At 59.1% G+C, this 18,783-nt stretch carries 18 protein-coding genes; 7 read left to right on the forward strand and 11 right to left on the reverse strand.

The window, feature by feature from the left end; translation table 11 throughout:
- Nucleotides 1-548: 548 nt before the first annotated feature.
- Nucleotides 549-1,859, reverse strand: coding sequence for a hypothetical protein (locus ACSOSP_RS22905; protein WP_455313201.1), 1,311 nt, complete (start codon nt 1,857-1,859; stop codon nt 549-551).
- Between the two features lie 494 nt (nt 1,860-2,353).
- Here ACSOSP_RS22905 and ACSOSP_RS22910 point away from each other — a divergent pair, with 494 nt between their 5' ends.
- The 6 genes from ACSOSP_RS22910 to ACSOSP_RS22935 all read left to right on the forward strand — a co-directional run bounded on the left by ACSOSP_RS22910 (nt 2,354) and on the right by ACSOSP_RS22935 (nt 4,987).
- Complete coding sequence (locus ACSOSP_RS22910; RefSeq protein ID WP_455313202.1) at nt 2,354-2,572, forward strand: hypothetical protein; 219 nt, start codon at nt 2,354-2,356, stop codon at nt 2,570-2,572.
- 497 nt (nt 2,573-3,069) lie between these two features.
- Nucleotides 3,070-3,408, forward strand: coding sequence for a trypco2 family protein (locus ACSOSP_RS22915; RefSeq protein WP_455313203.1), 339 nt, complete (start codon nt 3,070-3,072; stop codon nt 3,406-3,408).
- A gap of 1 nt (nt 3,409) precedes the next feature.
- Nucleotides 3,410-3,646: a hypothetical protein gene (locus ACSOSP_RS22920; protein WP_455313204.1), complete on the forward strand. Its 237-nt coding sequence runs from the start codon at nt 3,410-3,412 to the stop codon at nt 3,644-3,646.
- A gap of 6 nt (nt 3,647-3,652) precedes the next feature.
- Entirely contained in the window at nt 3,653-4,045 is a 393-nt protein-coding gene (locus tag ACSOSP_RS22925) for an aspartyl protease family protein (RefSeq protein WP_455313205.1), read from the forward strand.
- Nucleotides 4,046-4,174: 129 nt separating this feature from the next.
- Nucleotides 4,175-4,369, forward strand: coding sequence for a hypothetical protein (locus tag ACSOSP_RS22930; RefSeq protein ID WP_455313206.1), 195 nt, complete (start codon nt 4,175-4,177; stop codon nt 4,367-4,369).
- Nucleotides 4,370-4,987, forward strand: coding sequence for a hypothetical protein (locus tag ACSOSP_RS22935; protein WP_455313207.1), 618 nt, complete (start codon nt 4,370-4,372; stop codon nt 4,985-4,987).
- Nucleotides 4,988-5,605: 618 nt separating this feature from the next.
- Here ACSOSP_RS22935 and ACSOSP_RS22940 read toward each other — a convergent pair.
- The 5 genes from ACSOSP_RS22940 to ACSOSP_RS22960 all read right to left on the reverse strand — a co-directional run bounded on the left by ACSOSP_RS22940 (nt 5,606) and on the right by ACSOSP_RS22960 (nt 10,201).
- A complete protein-coding gene (locus ACSOSP_RS22940) occupies nt 5,606-7,090 on the reverse strand; it encodes a CHASE2 domain-containing protein (protein WP_455313208.1) in 1,485 nt (494 codons plus the stop codon).
- A 38-nt stretch (nt 7,091-7,128) separates the two neighbouring features.
- A complete protein-coding gene (locus ACSOSP_RS22945) occupies nt 7,129-7,746 on the reverse strand; it encodes an OmpA family protein (protein ID WP_455313209.1) in 618 nt (205 codons plus the stop codon).
- Complete coding sequence (locus tag ACSOSP_RS22950) at nt 7,743-8,162, reverse strand: FecR family protein (protein ID WP_455313210.1); 420 nt, start codon at nt 8,160-8,162, stop codon at nt 7,743-7,745. Before ACSOSP_RS22950 ends, ACSOSP_RS22945 begins: the two co-directional genes overlap by 4 nt.
- Nucleotides 8,163-8,535: 373 nt before the next feature.
- Entirely contained in the window at nt 8,536-9,372 is an 837-nt protein-coding gene (locus ACSOSP_RS22955) for a phytanoyl-CoA dioxygenase family protein (protein ID WP_455313211.1), read from the reverse strand.
- Between the two features lie 52 nt (nt 9,373-9,424).
- The gene (locus ACSOSP_RS22960) at nt 9,425-10,201 is read right to left on the reverse strand and encodes an ABC transporter substrate-binding protein (protein ID WP_455313212.1); all 777 of its coding nucleotides are present in this window, start codon (nt 10,199-10,201) and stop codon (nt 9,425-9,427) included.
- Between the two features lie 168 nt (nt 10,202-10,369).
- Here ACSOSP_RS22960 and ACSOSP_RS22965 point away from each other — a divergent pair, with 168 nt between their 5' ends.
- On the forward strand, nt 10,370-11,320 hold the full coding sequence (locus ACSOSP_RS22965) for a LysR substrate-binding domain-containing protein (RefSeq protein WP_455313213.1): 951 nt from the start codon (nt 10,370-10,372) through the stop codon (nt 11,318-11,320).
- Nucleotides 11,321-11,405: 85 nt separating this feature from the next.
- On the opposite strand, the gene ACSOSP_RS22970 is transcribed toward ACSOSP_RS22965, so the two are convergent.
- From ACSOSP_RS22970 to ACSOSP_RS22990, 5 genes are all read right to left on the reverse strand, one after another.
- Nucleotides 11,406-12,512, reverse strand: coding sequence for a porin (locus ACSOSP_RS22970; protein ID WP_455313214.1), 1,107 nt, complete (start codon nt 12,510-12,512; stop codon nt 11,406-11,408).
- Between the two features lie 379 nt (nt 12,513-12,891).
- Complete coding sequence (locus ACSOSP_RS22975; RefSeq protein ID WP_455313215.1) at nt 12,892-15,681, reverse strand: Hsp70 family protein; 2,790 nt, start codon at nt 15,679-15,681, stop codon at nt 12,892-12,894.
- Between the two features lie 5 nt (nt 15,682-15,686).
- Entirely contained in the window at nt 15,687-17,534 is a 1,848-nt protein-coding gene (locus ACSOSP_RS22980; protein ID WP_455313216.1) for an Hsp70 family protein, read from the reverse strand.
- Entirely contained in the window at nt 17,531-18,106 is a 576-nt protein-coding gene (locus ACSOSP_RS22985) for a DUF2760 domain-containing protein (RefSeq protein ID WP_455313217.1), read from the reverse strand. The genes ACSOSP_RS22980 and ACSOSP_RS22985 overlap by 4 nt, the downstream gene beginning before the upstream one ends.
- 371 nt (nt 18,107-18,477) lie before the next feature.
- Nucleotides 18,478-18,738 (reverse strand): hypothetical protein, encoded by a 261-nt coding sequence (locus tag ACSOSP_RS22990; RefSeq protein ID WP_455313642.1) that lies wholly within the window; start codon nt 18,736-18,738, stop codon nt 18,478-18,480.
- Nucleotides 18,739-18,783 lie beyond the last annotated feature (45 nt).

Here is an 18,783-nt window from a genome sequence, read left to right on the forward strand (position 1 = left end):
CTGGCGAGGAGGCAGTCGTTGATCAGGTGATGTCGGGCAGAAGTCGAGCCCACAACTGGTGGAGATTGCTGGGTGGTTGTAATGGGTACTTGCAAGGTACTAGGGCCTTCGCTCTTGCAGCTCGTAAGGCGGGTCATCGGCCTTAACAGACCTTGAGGCAACCTGAGATCTACGTCAGCAATGCGGCAGATTGCTGACGCAGACAGCATCGAGCAGCCGGACGGCAGCTTCCTGCTTTGGTGAACTCACACTTCCGACCCACATCTGCCGTCGACTACGAAACATTGAATGTCCGTTGCGTCGCATGAAGCGGTGGCTGTGCGTAACCGATACGGCCGCCCCTTGTGAGCGTTGAGCGCGGACACCGTACCTGACGTTCGCGAGGAGGTTCTGTTAAATGCACGTGGTTGAGCGCAAACGCGTAAGAACGTTTGCTTTTTTGGAAAGTCGAGGATTGCAGAGCGTGCTCTAGAAACGCCCACTGGCGAGTGATGGAGCATTAGCTCGCTGGCGGTCCACTGCGGTCGTGTGAGCGCGCGCTCTTCCACTCAACGCAGCCGAGGTTGGAGCCCCTCAAGCAAATAGCGTGTTAGCGCTGCGCTCGCAGCATCTCGAGCGGCTGCAACATCTCCAGGGTTCGGAGATTTCAATGTATTTTCACGATCTTGTAGAGCCGTGAGTCGCACCTTTGCCTCTGCTACCATTTTCTCGTCGGCGCTCTTTTGTTGTCGTATAGCATCCAAGGTTGCCTGTGTCGGCGAACGCGCCGCCCTCGGCGCGTTCGCGTTCTCATTTTCCACGTGGTTCAACTCCATATCTAACGTTGAACTGAGCGTATTGAGGTCGTTCAAGGCGGCCGGGTTTTTACGCGTCGCAATTGCTGCAGGCGATCGATCCAAATTCATTTTTCTTTCCGCCTCAAGCGCCAGAAGCGTAGCCACCGAGTGCTTGCTGTTGGTCGCTTTTTGCGTCTGTTTCGACGCCACATCAACTTTTGCGATTTTGATCTGCTCCTCCAGCTCAGCGCGAGCCGCCGAGGCCTTGGCATCTCCGATAGGGGCAAACGCCACAATCAACGTATCTTTTCCCGTATTGCTTGCGTTGAAGAGCTGGCTCCCACCACCACCGCTTCCGCCACCACCGCTTCCGCCACCACCGCTTCCGCCACCACCGCCCCCTCCGCCACCTGACGGTCCTTTAAATCTTGTGAGTGTCCAGTTTGGTCCCAGCCCCCCGCTCCAAACCACTTGGAAATCCACCTGCGTAGTGAACGAAAGATTTTGCTGCTTTGAGAGATCCGTCTCGCTTAAATCTTCACTGTCGCTCGTTGCTATATTAGCTAGCACACCTGAATACAATGCGGTGTCTAGGCCCAGTGTTCCTTGAAATCCAGATTTGTTGTTGCTTGCCATTTTGTCCTCCCGACACAGCTCTCCACCCGGTGCGGCCACGGCTTCGCTTCCATCGGTGCCTGAGGTTGCGTTCACGGGTACGAGCTTGATCGGAAAGTAGTAGTTAAAACTACGATGACGGGTTTGACTGTACTGACCGGCGAACGACATGGTGAAATTGGTGGCCGACGTAATCGGGTTGATAAAACTGAGTGATGGATTTATTGCCTGCGTGTCGATTACATCAACCGTGAGACTCACTTGACCAACATATCCATGCTTTTTGAAGTAATCACCGAGCGTCATTACCGCCGTCTTATCGATGCTCTGCGATCCATCCGAGGTACTGACGCCTGAGCTTGCGATCTGCAATTTCGAGTTTGCAGTTTGATCGACTGCCTTAGCAACTTCACACTGGATGTGCTTTACCAAGTCGGCAACGGTTGGTCCGTTTGCGTCTCTATCCACCTCATTCGCCGAATCTGGATCCTGTAGCCCCGTGAGTCGTGGTGTCCCGCAACCGGAGACCCCAAACATCAAAGCCGCGACAATCACAACGACGCGTAGCCGAATCACGGGACCTCCGATTTTTAATCAATCAGCTTTTAATGTATTGTTTAACGAAAAATCGGTCTATCGAAGCGGGGTATCGTGGAAAGTTAGCTGAAGTGTTAGAACCGATCAAGTCGAATCGATAGCTGTCGGACGACAATGATCGTCTACGATCGCACGCGTAGAGTCTGATTTAACTCCGATAACTGTCATTTTCGCCAAACAATCGAGCGGCCGTTGGCCGAGAGCGCCAGTTCCGTGGACGTTCCACGTAGCCGACATTGGAGTAGTCAACGGCTGCTTTCTGACGAGGTGGGTGAATGCGTACTGCCGGCCAGGAGCGGTCAGCGGCCACGTTACCTTGAAAGGCAGCTTGTTGGCTAACTGCCGACTCCGACCATCGTTGTCCTATGAACGACGTGGTGCAGCCAAGGTTCTGCGGCGATGCCAGCGTCGATGTCCACGAGGCAACGCACGGACCTCAGGACGATGTCGTGCGAGCGATGCGATGGGACGGCTGCGGCTCCCATGGATTGTCATTTCTTGGTTGGGAAGAAAGCCCCTGCCGGATTGAAATCGAAGAGATATCCGACAAACTTCGCGACGCACTTAACCAGGTGTTCGATTGACTCGCGCACCGCGAATTTCGAGTCGAGCATGCAGTTAAGAACGATATCGAAGTCTTCCGCGCGACGCAGATGATTATGTGGACGCTCCTCCGTCAGGTCGACACCATTTCAAAGCCGAGCCCTCGATCACTCTAGCAGCGAGCGAGATGCAATCTCTCCTGCTCCAGAACCACGTTCGCCAGCTCAATGACGCGCCGTCGGGATTGCGGGGCCGTGGCGCAAATGAGGATCTACACTCTTAAACGGGCTCGGATGACACAGCGGCCCCGCCGCTTTGGATACCCCTCGATGCCACTGCGTCGGAATGACCTGTCCGCGCGACGCAAGCATCGGAAGAAAGAAATTTGACCCTGTTTCTTGTCTCTTCGGCTTTAGCGAACCATATTTCGGAAAAATCCCTTGAACTTAGGGCGTCAGGCGCCCAACAATAGTCTTTATTGTCTGGGTCTGGGTTCTGCATTGGGCTCGTAGGGTTGACAGACTAATGGGTGGCTATCATGGTTGATCTAGAAGAACGTATTCCTCTGGCCGATATGCTTGAAGCGGTAAACAAGCAGATTCGCGCGGCCGGTGTCAGAGCGGAACACAATAAAGACGCAGTGATGAAATTCGCCGAATGCGAATTTGAATTCGCTATTGAAGCTGAAAAAAAGGGGGAGGCCGGGATCGAAGTCTATGTTGCGAAACTAGGCGGATCGCTGACGCGGACAGAAACCAATACGGTCAAGATAAAATACATTTCATTGGAAACGAAGGATTTCTTTGGGGCGGTCCAAGGCCAGCGAGGCGTCTCTCGCGAAGATCCGGCGCGACAAAAGCAACCAGGGGAGCAGTGAGATGCGCCCGGCGCCAATTCGAGACTCGTTCGAAATCCGGGGCTACAGGCGGCACCGGGGTACCGACTGGATCGAGAAGAACTGGTCCACGCTCCCGCCAGACCACTGGGTCGCGGCAGACGGAAAATCGCTAGTGATTACCGCCGATGATATAGACGAACTCATGCACGAGCTCGACCGCCAGAACATCCAGCCCGACGAGGTGTCAATCGTCTTCATCAGCCCGCTCGCGGTGTAAGCTAAAATGCCGATAACCCCGGGCACATTTCGCTATTCCAAGCCGTACGACCCCGTTGACAAACGCCCCTACGCCGAGGTGTATATCAACAACGGCGGTACGACGAGCTCGAGGATTGACTGCCTCGTCGATACAGGCTCTGACTACACAATCCTGCCTGCAGCAGTCGCAAGCAAAATCGGACTCGCCACAATTGGGCCTAACATTACCGTCGGCACGCCAAGCGGCTCGACGTTTACTCTTCCGTCCGCCAACCTTCAAATAACGATCGAGGGTTTTATTATTAACACCCAGGTGCTTCTTACGAGCGCGAAAAAGTTTACTGCGATTGTCGGTCACCACGATTTAATTAAAGCGTTCGATATCGGATTTGACATTACGGACTGGTATTGGAAATAAGCATAACTCACCGTTCGTTGAGCGTCTTGGCGGGCTGTGTTAGTAGGCGTCATTAAGCGGGCTTGCCGGAGGTGGATCCTTTTCTTTTAAGCAACCGACGGCAATCCTGGCAAGATCGAGGAGACATGCATGGTGAAACTCGTGGCGGCGATAATGGCATCAGTGTTGGGACTCCTTGGGCTGACATATCTGCTTATCGTGCTTAACTGGATCGACGCAGACAGGCTTCACCTTCTGCCGCCGCTGATCGCTCTGTTGATTGCGGCCGAAATCGGCATCTACCTGATTCGCCAACGGCATGCCAAAGACAGTAGCGGAGGATAAATGCATACCGTTACGCGAGCTTTCTTCACATCAGGCATCGCGGCTTTCGCGGTCGTGTTAGGTGGGGCGCGAGCCGCTTCCAATACCAATGGCCAAGAGGCACTCAACACCGCCGACCTTGAACCTTTGCACGACGTCACTGAAATTGTCAGGTGGTTCAACGCACTAAACGACACCTTTGATCAGCTAACCTTAGTCGCGCAGCATAAACAGTTGGAAAGCAAGGTCGATAAGATGCGCAAAGATCTCTATCAACTAGAGACAGGGAGCCAAGATTTATTGGATCAAATCCCAAATTCCCGCCCGACGGGTGCGAAACAGCAGCAATTGCTAACTGAAGATCAGAACCTTTTGAAGAGAGTCAAAACGCTCAAGACTGAAGCAGATGCCCTCGGAGCGGATATTCGTCTACATGATGGAACTCCATTCGAAAAAATCGAAAGGTTCGCGATGCACGGTAAAAAAGCTGCGTTAGAGAAGACTCAATCGGCCCTGACCTCTCAGTCTGCGTGGGATGCCGATGACATCCGTGCTGAGTTGAAGGATGGCATTGATGCAGTCCGCACGGCACAAATCGCCGCCACGACATTCGTTCAAAAGCTGGCGGCGCATCAATGAGATTTGTCTACAAAGAGTTACGTAGTCGAACGGAGCGGCACCGAAATCGCTATCGAGGCATTTGGCCAATAGTGGTAGCTGACGCGGCACGCTCTGTTGTAATCCTGCTAACGATCAAGGACTACGCTTTGACATAGTGCCTAGATGTCTTACGGACAGCGACAAGACACGCACAATAGCCACCGAGAGTCAATTATGGATCGACGACCGGTTCGTCAATTGGGTACGACCCGATACTTCGGGTATGAGCGAGAGCGAACGGTAACAGACTGCCGTCAAACGTGCCGACCGCGCAGCGTGCGGACGCTTTGGAGCGCGTTGGTGACGTTCGCAGAAACTAGCTGAGGGGCGGGAATGGGTCGGGAGTGTGAGTTCACCGATGCAGGAAGCTGCCGTCTGGCTGCTCGATGCCGCCTACGTCAGCAATCTGCCGCATTGCTGACGTAGGAGTCAGGCTGCCTCAATGTCCGCTAAGGCCGACGAACCGCCCCCCACTTCGCATCGACTATCTGCCTTTGCCGCCGTTCACGTGGTCCGAACCTGCACGTTGCGAATGTCGGGTGCCGAAACAGTCGAATGAGTCTTACCGATCCGTAACGCCCATTCGCGCCACCTACCTCAAGGTCCTGGCGCCTTGCCAGCGCCTTCGCTACCCGCTTCACGCCCCTTCGCCGGCATCACCTCTGTCCTACCCCGCTCACCGCCATGCAGCAACGCAGGCGCAAAGAAACACCCCATAACCGCAGACAGAATAATAAAAATCGAGGCCGCATCGACCAGCAGTCCGAAACGCATGAAAATAAAGAAGCAGCACAAAAGATTCAGCAGATGCAGGGAAACCCCCAAAAAAGTAGACCCCTTAGGCACGGCTCTCAGGAACAAAGCAAACCGCGATTGAGTCCTCGGCACATACCAAATAATCAGCAATCCGAACATCATGATGAACACACTTTCCACCCATTTCAGCCAGGTAGGTCGACGCAGAAACCGCCCCTCGAAAATGGTCTCTATAACCTGCGCTTGAATCTCAATACCCGGCACCAGTTCCCCCAACGGGGTCGTGCGCATGTCAGTCACGCCGGTACCCGTCAGTCCGACCAGCACCAGTTTGTTCCTGAACCGTTCCGGATCGACCGTTCCCTGCAGGATGTCGCGTGCCGACACATAGCGGCTCAACGTCGATCGAATGGACGCAAAATGCAACCAGATGTCGCCGCCAGGTTGCGTAGGCACCACCGCATCCGCGACGCCCACCGCCTGCACGCCCGACGTGTCCGCAAAGACATCGATCGCCGACGAACCCGTAGCCAGGCGGAGCATTTCCATCGGCAGACCGGGGACCAGCTTCTCCCCCAAACCCATGATCAACGGAATATGCCGGACCACGCCTTGCTCGAGCGCCACGCTCAGCATCGCCTGCCCGTGGGCCGCCGCCTGCAATTCCGGCAGGCTGGCAAGCACATAGTCGAACCGTTGCACGCGGCTCAGCGGGTCGACTCCATGCACGAGGATCGGAGCGCTTCGCATATCGGTGCTGGCCGCGAAAGTGGGATGGTCAAGCGCCGCTGCACCCAATATGGTCGGCGCCGCGCGCAACGAACTGGCGAGAATCGCTTCGTGACTGGGAAGCGCGCGCAAGCTGGCGGCGAGCGCCTCGGCCGTTTTCGGCAGATTGCCGGCCACTTTGTCGGGAGAGGTCTGATCCGGCTCCGGCATGTAGATGTCGAGACCAATAGCCAGCGGTTTCAGCGCCGCAATGGCATCGATCAGGCCCGCAAGTCGATTTCGCGGCCAGGGCCATTGACCGACGGCTGCCAGCGTCGCGTCATCAATCTCGACAATGGTCACGGGTTGAGCAGTCGGCACTCGCGGGAACCGACGTTGATACTGGTCGAACAGAAGTTGCCGGGCCGTCTTGAAGGAATCGGGAAGCGCATCGTCCATCGCGGTCACGAAAGCCGGACGCGCTATATCGCTAGGCCATTCACTGGACAGGTTGACCAGGCTCAGGCCGAACAAGACCAAAAATGCCACCGGACGCCCCTGGACCGCCTTAACCACACGCTTGATCCGGGCATGCCATAGGTCGTAGTAGCGTTTCATCAATGGGAAGGCCGTTCACCGTCGATGACTGTCGCTGATCATTGGACGGTGATGACTACGCGCCGGTTCATGTGGTTGGGAACACCGTCGGCGGTGTGGACCAGTGGCTCGCGCTTGCCCCGGGCAGCGGTCTCTATCTGTTGGGCGGGAATGCCTTGCTTGATGAGGAACGCGGCAACCGTCTGCGCTCGCCGCCTGGACAGGTTGTCATCGAAATCCTGCGAGCCGGCCAGATCGGTGTGACCGACCACCACGAGTTGGGGCGCAGGCCAGGTCGCCAGGACGGCTTTTAACTCCTTAACCGTGGCGAGCGATTCCGGAGCCAGGTCGGTGGCAGAGTCGAAGAGAAAGAAGATCGTGAATGTCCTGGGGCGAGGAGGCCGGGCCGCGAGTAGCTGGCTATATCGAGTTTCCACGGCGGATTGGCTATCCATCGTTTTTTCGATGGCGCCGCCCTGACTGACATCGACCCCGGCGTAAGCCGTGTTTATTGTTTGCACTCCGGTGGAGCTGTGGACAATGACTGCTCCGACCTTGCCCTCCGGATCCGGCAATAAAATAATCTTGTCCGGAGGCGTGCTGCACGCGGGCAAGAAAACCAGCGTGACGAATGCCGCTGCAAATGCTCGCCCGTGACATCGAATGAAGGCCTTCACCGTGCGCCCTCCCCGTTACCGCCCACTTCGATAATAAATGAAGTGCCGCGCACGCCCAGCGTCGTGGTCGGCGTGCTGAAACGGACGGCATCCGGGTTCGCTTTCGCCAGCTTTCCGGAAATCACCGCCAGGGAACCGCGTTTGATCGAGGCATCGAGCACCCCTTCATGGGTCGTGGTATTGAAGGCGAATTTGTTGAGCTCGAGGATGGAATTGGCGCCGGCCGAGAGTTGGGTGTCGTCACGCAGCGTGATGCCGACTGAAGATTCGGGCCCGGTCACTATGCGATCGCTGCCGAAAACCTCACTGCCAATGGCCGCGCCCGAACTTGCTCCAGCCCGCTCGACCTGCACCGTGCCCTTGACGGTCTTGACGACGCCGGCAGCATCGGCGGCAAGTGCATCGCCGACAGCCATGCACCCGCAGGCAAGAATCAAGGCATATCTGATCGCATGGAGACGCATCGGTGGCACCTGATTGCGTAAGCGCTGCTTTGTGCGCGCAGCGTGACTCCCCCATGTCGGCCCAGTGTGTGAGGGATCACTCCCCGACTGCTCGCAGAGCTGCGGCTTATGAAGGACCTGCAGAATTATTGTTCGTGGAGCTCAGGCGAAAACGTTTGTGCGGTAGCGCAAAGAGTATGGCCCCCCACTCAAATCTCTCTGTGCGCTTCCGCGCATATCGCCACCAGACACTTTCTTGAGCCTGGGGGTTTGCAGCTAAATGAACCCGTTAACAAGGTTTCCCGGGAAACACTTCAAAACGGCTGAGAGCCGGCTGTGCACCCCGTTAAGCTCCATTCCAAACGACAGGAAAAAGCGGATGATCCATCGGCGCCCCTTCCGCCAGTGTCTCCGCGAGACCCGGAAACTCCGGTGAGGTATGCCAGCGCCGCGGCGCATGCCGAACATCATCGCCGATAAACCGAATCGAGAACGCACGCCGCCGTGTCTGCCCGCTCACGCCACCCGACGCATGCAGCGTGAGCATGTTGAAGCACACCATATCCCCCGGCTCAAGCGCCCATCCGATAATCGGATACGCTCCTCGATCAGCCTCGATATCCGGCAGATCCGCCAAGCTGCCTTCGGGAAACCATTTCGCCTGATTGTCCATGAACGTACGCGGCATCAGCCACGGGCCAAGATGCGAACCCGCAACAAACTCCAGCCTCGACGCCTGTGAGACGGGATCGACGGGAATCCACATGCTGACGTTATCGCGGCCGGTGATGTTGTAGTAAGGCTGGTCCTGATGCCAAGGCGTGCGCTGTCGGGTATTCGGCTCCTTCACCAGCAAATGATCGTGGTAAAGGCGTATGGTCTCGCTCCCCAACAAGGCCGCGGCAACCGCGGGCGCCGCCGAGCGAAAAATGAACTGGCGATATGCTTCGTTATCCTGCCAATTGCAGAAGTCTTCGAAGAACCAGCCCGGATCGTCCGGACGGCTCGCGACCTTAGCGCGAGGACTGGGCGCTTGCAGGTTTTTATCGATACCCTCGCGCAGCAATGCCACCTCTTCCAGCGTGAATATCTGGCGAATACAAACCGCGCCATCGCGGTGAAAGTCTTCCATCAATTGCGGCGTGACGGCCCGCGCCAGACGGGTGGTTACGGTCTCCAACATAGCTGCCTCCCTACGAGAAAAATTGGGCTGAATCGTGACGCTCAATCGACGCTCAATCGCCGTAAATATTGAAATTGAAGTACTTCGCAGCGACCTGTTGATATACCCCGTCCTGACGTATCGCGGCAATGGCCTGGTTGATCTGCGTTGCCATCGGCGTGTCGCCCTTTCGTATGCCAATGGCCACATCACCCGCCACGCGACTGTCCCCCACCGGCTTGCCCACCAGCGCGAAGCCCTTGCCTTGCGGCGTCTTCAGAAAGCCGAAGTCCGCTTGCACGGCGGCCTGAAATGCCGCATCGAGACGGTTCGTCACGAGGTCCTGATAGATCTGGTCCTGCGTCTGATACGACACCACGGTCACGTTCTTCGACGCCCACTCCGCATTCGCGTAACTCTCCTGCGTCGAGCCTTGCACGACGCCCACGCGTTTACCCTGCAACGCCTGAGCGGTAGGCTGAAGGTTCGAGCCCGAGCGCGCAATCAATGCCGAGCTGCTGTTGTAAAGCCGATTGCTGAAGTCGATCTGCTGACGCCGCGCCGGCGTAGCCGACATCGCCGAGAGTATGGCGTCGAACTTGCGCGCCTTGAGCGCCGGGATCATGCCGTCGAAGTTCTGCTCGACCCACTCGCATTTCTGATGGAGTTGCGCGCAGATCGCGTTGCCCAGGTCGATATCGAAACCCGTGAACGATCCATCCGGCGCCTTCGACTCGAACGGCGGATAGCTGGGATCGACGCCGAAGCGAATGGTCTGTTTATCCTGTGCAAGAACAGCAAGGGGCAACATCGCCAGTGCGCAAAGGGCTGAAAGCGTGATGTGTTTCATGGAGTCCCCGTCTGTGTTGAATCAATGTGAGCGGCCGGTGATGAACGTTGGAACCTGATCGGGTGACGCTACCGTAGCGCGACAGAAAACGGGGCGGGAGAGCTAGAATCGTGAACGTGGCAACCGGAGGTGAACACCCGGGCGAACCCGTCTTATCATCGAGAGCGTATGAAACTTCACCAAATCCGCACGCTGATCGCCATTGCCGAAGCAGGCGGCGTACGCGGTGCGGCGCGCGTTTTGAAAGCCTCTCCGGCGGCTATCACGAAGAGCCTGCGCCAGCTCGAGGAAAGCGTGCAGATGTCGCTGGTGGTACGCACGTCTTCAGGCGTCACGCTGACCGAGAACGGTCAGGCGCTGCTGGTTCACGCCCGATTGATCTACGCGCAGATGACACGCGCGCAGGAAGCCATGAGCGCCCTGCGGGGCGCCACGCAGGGCAAGCTCACGGTTGCTGTCACCCCGTGGATTGCGATGACGTTCCTGGCGGACACGGTCACGCGCTTTTGCGAGCGCATGCCTGATGTTCGCCTCGAATTCTTCGAGGGTTTGTTATCGATAGCCAATCCGCGCCTGCGCGACGGCAGCCTCGACTTCTTTATCGGCCGGCCGGAGCCTGGGGCGTTCGGTGTTGAATTTCAGTATCGGCCATTGTTTTCGTCGACTTGCGCGCTCGTCGCTCGCGAGGGACATCCGCGAGCGAATTGCCATTCATTGGCGGATCTCAGCGATCTTGACTGGGTCTTGACGTGGGACCCGTTGAATGAAAATGCCCTCGTCGACAACATGTTCACCCGATACAACGTGCCCGTGCCGCGAAAGATTCATCTGACGCATTCTCTTTCGATAGCCATTGCGTTGCTCAAAAAGACCGACATGGTCAGCGTATTTCCCTGGCCGCTGGTCGAGGTCAGCGCGGCCAGGGAAGGACTGTGCGCCATTCCTTTGCGCGAGCAACTGGATGACGCCATGGTCAGCGTCATCTCGCGCAGCGGTCATCCCGCGAGTGCCGCGTCGGAGTGCTTTATAGAATGCATGATCGAAACGATTCGCGAAGGATGCGAATCGAGTTTGCCGGAAACACGCCATGTGCTGCAGTCAGTCGAATTGTTGGTCTGACTAACTAAAAAAAACGGCGCGCACCCTTGAGTGCGCGCCGTTGATTCGGAAGTGTCGTGCCCGGCGACGAACCAGGCGCCTCACATCAGAATATGTTGCGAAGGCCCACTGCAACGCCGGTCTGGTTGTTGCGTCCCGGAAAGTCTGCTTGCGCCGCGCCGGTGCCACGGATGAAGTCGACCGTGCCATACACTTCTGTCCGCTTGGACAGCGAATATTCGGCGAGCAGCACGCCCGAGTAGCGCACGCCGCGGCTAAGCGTAGTCCCGTCCGCGTCCAGCGCATTGCGTGAGTGGTCATAGTAGGCCGCCGCGGTCAGCAGCAAGGGCGGGGTCACCTGCCACGTGGCGCCTGTGTAGAAGCCGTCGTCGATGCGGTTGGTGTTCGTCACAGGCGCCGCGAAGTTGGCAGCCGGTGAGTTTGCAGCCGACATGAAGATATCGACCATGCCGGTATTGTCTTGCGAATGCAGCCAGCCCGCGAAGGTCTTGACCGTGCTGAAGGAATAGACCGCGCTTACGTTGACAACATTGAACTTGTTGTTGTGCACGTCGCTGTTCTGCTGGAAGCCCGCATCGAAAGCCAGGCCGCCGAACGTGTAGGACGCCGTCAAGCCGTACATGTTGCTCGCGCCGGTGCTGCCGGCCACGTTGCCGAAGCCATACATGGCTTCCACGTTCAAGCCGCCGAACTGGCCGTTGTACTTGACGGCGTTGTTCTCGCGCAGGCCGTAGCCGAGTGCGCCGGGCAACCAGCCATCCTGATCGTAGTTACCCACGGTCAACGGGTCGTAGACGTTCCCTAACTGATCGAACAGCGGCGTGTTCTGGCGACCCAAAGTGACTGTGCCGTACTGGTTACTCGACAGCCCGACGTAAGCCATCCGGTTGAAGAGCGTGCCCGAGCTCGCAAGCTGGCCGTTCCAGAGGTTGAAGCCGTTTTCAAGGCGGAACACTGCAGACAGGCCACCGCCGAGATCCTCGGATCCCTTCAAGCCCCATCGGCTGCCGGTGATCGGGCCGACGCCCATCGATACCTGGTTGTCGTTGTTCGCATCGGCGTTGGTGAGGTAGCGGACGCTCGTGTCGACGATGCCGTACAGCGTGACCGAGCTTTGTGCGAATGCGGACTGGGCAGCAATGGCGATCAGCGCGCCGCCGATTGCGCCGATTGCGCTGGTAGTTTTCTTCACAGAGTGTCTCCCCCTATTGATTTGTTGGGCAAACTACGGACGTATGTAACGCTGGTAGCTCAAGCGCGATTTTTGATCGCAAGCGAGATAATATTTCCATCAAATTAAATGGGGATCTGTTTTCTAATGCCGTGTCTCCCGTTCGCAACATTGGATTGACTTCCGTGTCGCGGGATAGTCTATAAAATCAAGGTCGATTGGCATTTATTGAAACGTTTTTAATTGGTGTTTCGTTTTTCAACCGGGGAATCACTAATAGACGCCTGACGCATTCCAGGAATAACTGGCATTCGCTCCGAAGCTGCTGTTTCCAGTCGTTTTAAACTGAGCTTTAATGCGCACTCGAATTCATATGCATCAGAGCCGCGCGCAAGCCCCGTCAACCAGCAATCAGTTTTAATCCGGCCGGCAGCGACTCGCCGAATACGCGACCCGTGTCCGCGTTGTCGAGTGTCACAACCTCGCGAACCATATCGACCCACGCTTGCGGCGCATTTGCGGCTTCGAGTCGCCGCACAACAGTTGCGCGGATCGGCTCCGGCAAATCCCTTGAACGGTCGCCTGTCATGCGAGCAATTTGCGCAGCGGCGAACACAGCGGGCTCGATCTTTTTCCAGTCGAGCGCGAGGATTGCGTCGAGCCATCGGGTCGCCACGTCCGCCGGCACGACACCATGCGCGCTACCATAGAACGGACGGCGTGCACCGATGCGTCCAACCGCCCACCAGCCCTGCGGATTTTCCGAGGGCCGTTGCAGCCGAACCAGAAGTTGTTCCGCTATTTCAACCTTGCGATCGACAGGAATGCGTTCAAGCGACGCGTAAAGACGCAGCATGTCCGCTTGGCCCACCTTCGTGGGATCGAAGGGCAGCTTGTGCCGCTTCGTGCCTGCGGCAGCCTGAAGCCAGGCCATGGCGTCGAACACCTGAAGCTGTGCGTCCTCATGCAAGCCGCCTGCCGCGCGACGCCATAGCGTCCACCATTCCGACCACACCTGGCCCTCGTTGACGTACTGAATGCCGTCGTCGAATAGCGACCAAAGCTGTTCGATGCGCCATTCATCGAGCGGATAGCCAAATCCCGGCCGCACACAATAGCCTGCCAGATTCAGCCATAGGCGCTCATGATCCGCAGAACGCCGACGACGACCCGCGCGTTCCCAGAGCGCCCCGAAGAGTTCGCGAAGCAGCGCGCTATCCCAACTCTGACGCGGTCCCAGTAGCTGTTCAAGTCCTGCACGCAGGCGCTTTACTTCCTTCGGATCAACATTCGCCGAGCGGGCGCCGAACGTACGGTCAATGAGTTCAATGGCCTTGTCGAGCGAGAGATGTCGTATGGCTTCGGAGACGTCGTGTTCAGCATCGTCGCGTCGTAACTGGAACTCGAGCAGCCATCGTTGCGAAGCGTCGTCGGTTGCGATGCAGTGCATCTCCAGCCGTCCGAGCTCCGTCAATGATGTCGTGAGTCTGACCGGTCGCTCGCGGAGTCCCTTTGCATGCTGCTGCGATACCACGGTCGCAACCGGCGGTAGGCGAATGAAATCGCCCGTCGTGAGATCGACAAGCTCGCCTGGCTTCCAGGCTGTGTCGGCGACGGTAGAGACCAGATGGAAGCGCACCGGCGCCCCAAGCCGCAGCGCAAACACGCGATCCTCGAGATGTACCTCGTGGCCCTCTTCGGTTCCGCGTGGCAACAGGCAGACGCCTCGCGATGTCTTCGCATGGTCCTGTGCGTCGTCTTGTGGATCGTTATCAAGGACCAGGAAGTAGCTGCGTGGCGAGCCGCCGCCAATGCGCGGCGCGTGTCCCGCGCGCGCCAGTCCGTAGGCGACCGCACCACGCGCGACGGCAACATCGGGATGATCGTTTTGCAGCACGTGCAGAGGCTGCTGGCGCCATGTGCCGAGCGCACTTGCCAGACGCCCTGAGAGCGCTTCGGCCCGGAACACGCCGCCGTTGAGCAGCAGGGTATCGGGCATCGATGTTTGCACAGCATCCGATACACCCAACGCCTCGCGCGACTGCGCATCGAGTCGTTTCAGAAACGCTGCGATGTGACGCGTGATTGCCGGATCGGCCGCGTAGGGCAAACCGAATTCGACAAGCGCGGCCCGCGAGCGTCGAGGCAATTCGTCCGGGCCGCCCGTTGGAAAGAAACCTTCCACGATGATCTGCTCGACTTCATCACGACTCAGCTCGGTCGTGCGTGCCCCGCCGACAAGCCGCGCTCCCGCACCCAGCAGCGTGATCGCAACGGAGTCGGGCGGCTGTGCGCCAAGCAGTTGTTCCTTTGCGGCGCGGCATCGTTCGACGAGCTGTGACAGGTTCGCCGCCGACAGGCGCGTTTGCTCCTTGGCCAGACGGGTCTCGACCAGATGCGCCAGCGCAAGGTCCATGTTGTCGCCGCCGAGCATCAGATGATTGCCAACGCCGATGCGAGTCAGCTGCGGCTCACCATCCTCGACATGCACCTTGATCAGTGTGAGGTCCGTCGTGCCGCCGCCTACATCGCAGACGAGCACGAGACGCGTCTGGGCGAGCTCGGCGCCAAGCGTCGCGCGATGATGAAACAGCCAGTCGTAGAACGCGGCCTGAGGCTCTTCCAGCAAGCGCAGCGCGGGCAGCTTCGCAATGCGCGCCGCTTCAAGCGTCAGTGCACGCGCGCCGTCATCGAACGATGCAGGCACGGTAAGCACCACGTCCTGGTCTTCGAGCAATGCGTGTGGAAAACGGTGGTTCCATGCAGCGCGCACGTGAGCCAGATAGCTTGCGCTCGCGGTCACCGGCGATACCTTGCCGACTTCATCGTCCGCGCCCCACGGCAGGATCGGCGCGAGACGGTCGACCGATGCATGCGAAAGCCAGCTCTTCGCGCTGGTCACGAGCCGGCCCGGCACCTGCGCGCCCAGCGTACGGGCGAGCCGTCCGATCACGGCCGCTTGCCTCTCGCGCTTGTCCGCGCCACTCCAAGGCAATTGCAGATCACCGGGCGCAAGCTCGCCCTGCGCCGGGTGATAGCGCACGGACGGCAACAGCTCGCGCGCGCCCATCTCGCCGAGGCCGACGAGCTGATCGATATCGAAGATCCTGATCTCGTCAGTACCCGCCTCGACGTACGCTACGACCGTGTTGCTCGTGCCGAGATCGATACCGACGATGTATCGCTTCATCGTGTTCAGGCGTTCGCGCTGCCGCGCACATCGAATTCGACTTTCCAGCGCTCGTTCGTGCCGCGCGGCACGGCTTCGAGTTCCAGCGTGCCGGCTTCAGTGATGCGCGCATGCAGCTTCACCGCCACGACTTCGCCGGGCGTGCGTCCTTCGGGCGGCAGCGTGGCGTGGATTTCCTCCAGCTCCTGCAACTCGTCGGGCGACCAGTAGTCGAGCATCGTGCCGACTTGATCTTGTCTACGCACCGATGAACCGAAGAACCGGAAGTGCACCGGTTCGCCGACGACGAGACCGAATTCCTGAGGCGGCAAGGCGGCGTCCGTGCCCTCTTCCATGCCGAAGGGCGCGAGGCACAACGCCTGGATAGGCGGCTCCATGCCGGGCACGGCCGGCATGGCCGACTCGATCGCAATGTAGTAGGCGCGCGCCGTGCCGCCACGAATACGCACGCCCTTGCCGCGCTTCACGTAGCCGTAGTACGCCGCCCCGCGTGCGACCGCGAGGTCGAGATCGGCGCCGCCCAACAAGCGCGCAGACGCCGCGCCTTCGGCTGCGAGCCAGCCGTTGAGGGCATCGAGAATTCGCTCGACGAGCAGCATCGACTTGAAGACGCCGCCGTTGAACAGGACCGCTGTCGGATGCAGGAACGTCGCGTTCTCGGCGGGCGCGTGCTGAAGTCCGTCGAGCTCAGCGAGCGCTGCGACCTGCCGGCCCAGGAAGGCCGCGAGATGCCGCGTGATGCCCGCGTCCTGTGCATACGGCAGACCGAGTTGAGTCAGGCCGGCTCGCGTTCGAGTCACCGGCCGCGCCGATGCATCGACTTGTGGGAAGAAGCCGTCAAGGATCGTCTGCGTGAGTTCGGCGCGGGTCAGTTCGGTGCGGATCGAGCCACCGATCAGTTTCGATCCGCGGCTCGGCACGACCAGCGGCACCGTCTCCGTACTGCGATCGGTCAGCAGCGTTTCCTTGGCCGCCCGGCACGCATAGGTGAGTGCGCGCAACTGCCACGGATCGGCCTGCGTTCCCTGAGCAGCGAGCTTGCGCGCGACCACGTGCGCCAGCGCCAGGTCCATGTTGTCGCCGCCCAGCAGGATGTGTTCGCCAACCGCGACACGATGCAACTCAAGATTGCCTTCGCGTTCGATGACCGCGATCAACGATAGATCAGTCGTACCACCGCCCACGTCCACGACCAGAATGATGTCGCCGACCTTCACCTCCTTGCGCCACGCGCCGCCGCTTTTCTGGATCCAGCTATAGAGCGCGGCTTGCGGTTCCTCCAGCAGCGTCATGTGGGCGTAACCCGCCGCTTGCGCTGCCTCGGCTGTCAATTCCCGTGCTGCCGGATCGAAAGAAGCGGGAATGGTGACGGTGACTTCCTGCTCGCTGAACGGTGCATCGGGATGCGCGTGGTCCCATGCTTCGCGCAGATGCGTGAGATAGCGAACCGAGCTTTCAAGCGGCGAGACACGCGTCACTTCAGGCGGTGCGTCGCTTGGCAGGATCGCCGCGCGGCGGTCCACGCCCGGATGACAGAGCCAGCTCTTCGCGCTCGACACCAACCGAATCGGCGTCCCTGCGCCTCGGCTGCGCGCCATTTCACCCACCGCAAAGTCGCGCTCGGTGGTCCACGGCAAAGCGAGGTCGCCGGGCGTCAGTTCGCTCGGATGAGGCAAGTAGAGAAACGACGGCAACAGTTCGGGGGCTTCGATGGCCCCCGGCGCGGTGAGCTGCGTGATCGGCAGCACGCCTTGAATGGTTTTCTCGCCATCACTGGCGGAGAGGTCGACGTACGAGAGGGCGCAGTGGGTCGTGCCCAGATCGATGCCGATCGAATAGCGCGGCTCACTCATAGTTCCACCTCGGCCTGTGCGATCACGGTTGCATCGTGTGTCTTTGTCAACATCGGCAGCCTGACGTCCTCAACCCGCCAGCCGCGATGACTGATCGTGCCGTTGAACGGCGGCTTGCCGACCACGTTGCCTGTCAGCCGGTTTGCGCTTGCGTCGAAACCGTCGGCGAGCGTCACGCGGCTGCCTTCGGGCTCCTGGCGCACCGGGCGAATCGTGAAATGCTCGCGCAGCGTCGTGCGGCAACCTTCGTGCACGAGCCTTGCCGCGGCGCCGATGTCCGCATCGGAATAACCTGCAATGTCCTCTTCGACGAAGTCAACGAAACGCGCACCGCGCTGGAGCAGTCCCAGAAGCTGAAGCGCGGCCTCCGGACTTGCCTCCTTGATTACGGGAGCCGTCGGAGCTGCTGCGGGTTGGGGCGCCACCGGTGCAGCCGGTGCTACTGGCGCCGCCGCTGTCCCGTTGCGCAGCCCACGCACCTGTGCGGCCAATTCGCCGTCACCCAGCACAGCGAAAAAAGTTCCGACGGCCAAGGAAAACCTGCCGAGGAAAGATATGTTCGATTCGCTCATACAAAATGGCTCCTGTAGGCTCGCTTGAACAACGAGCTATCCGGCCGGCCGCATGACAAGGCTGGTTGAAAGCCTTGAAGGGCAAGTGCCGGCAATTGATTCGTGAGCCCGACTGGGGGCTAAAACCCGTATTTTGCCTTGATGTGACCGAGAGCCGGTCAATACGCGAATGGTGGCGGACTATTGTTGCGATTGCGATGCCGCGTATGCGTGTGCACTGGGGAATGCCTGACGGTACCGATACGCCCGTGAAACCCGCGAGCATTGCGCCGCCTGAAGGGTCGTAGGCGGTCGGGATCGCGTTGTCTACGAAGCGCCGACACGCCGGCAGTGCCGGTCGCCGAAGCCCACTACCGCCTGCTGTTTCGCTGCTAGTCGCTGTCAAAATCCTCTGCGGCCTTGCGATTCCGGCGCTCTTCGTTGGCACGGCGAGCGCGCACGCGCTGGCGCCACAGGACGGTAATAACCTCTCCCGTAGTCGCGCCAGCGGGGATTTCGTTGCGGATGAGATTCGCCACCATTGGCAGGCCAAGGCGCTGCCTTCGCAGGGCCCGGGCTATGGCCGTGCGGCATTCCTGCCCGTGGCAATCCCATTCGTCACGCATTTTTCCGCAGTAACGGCACTCGTTCATGGCAAATAGTTTAACTGTAATCTCCGATCGCCTGCCGGCACCGGG

This window comes from Caballeronia sp. KNU42 (assembly GCF_053760385.1).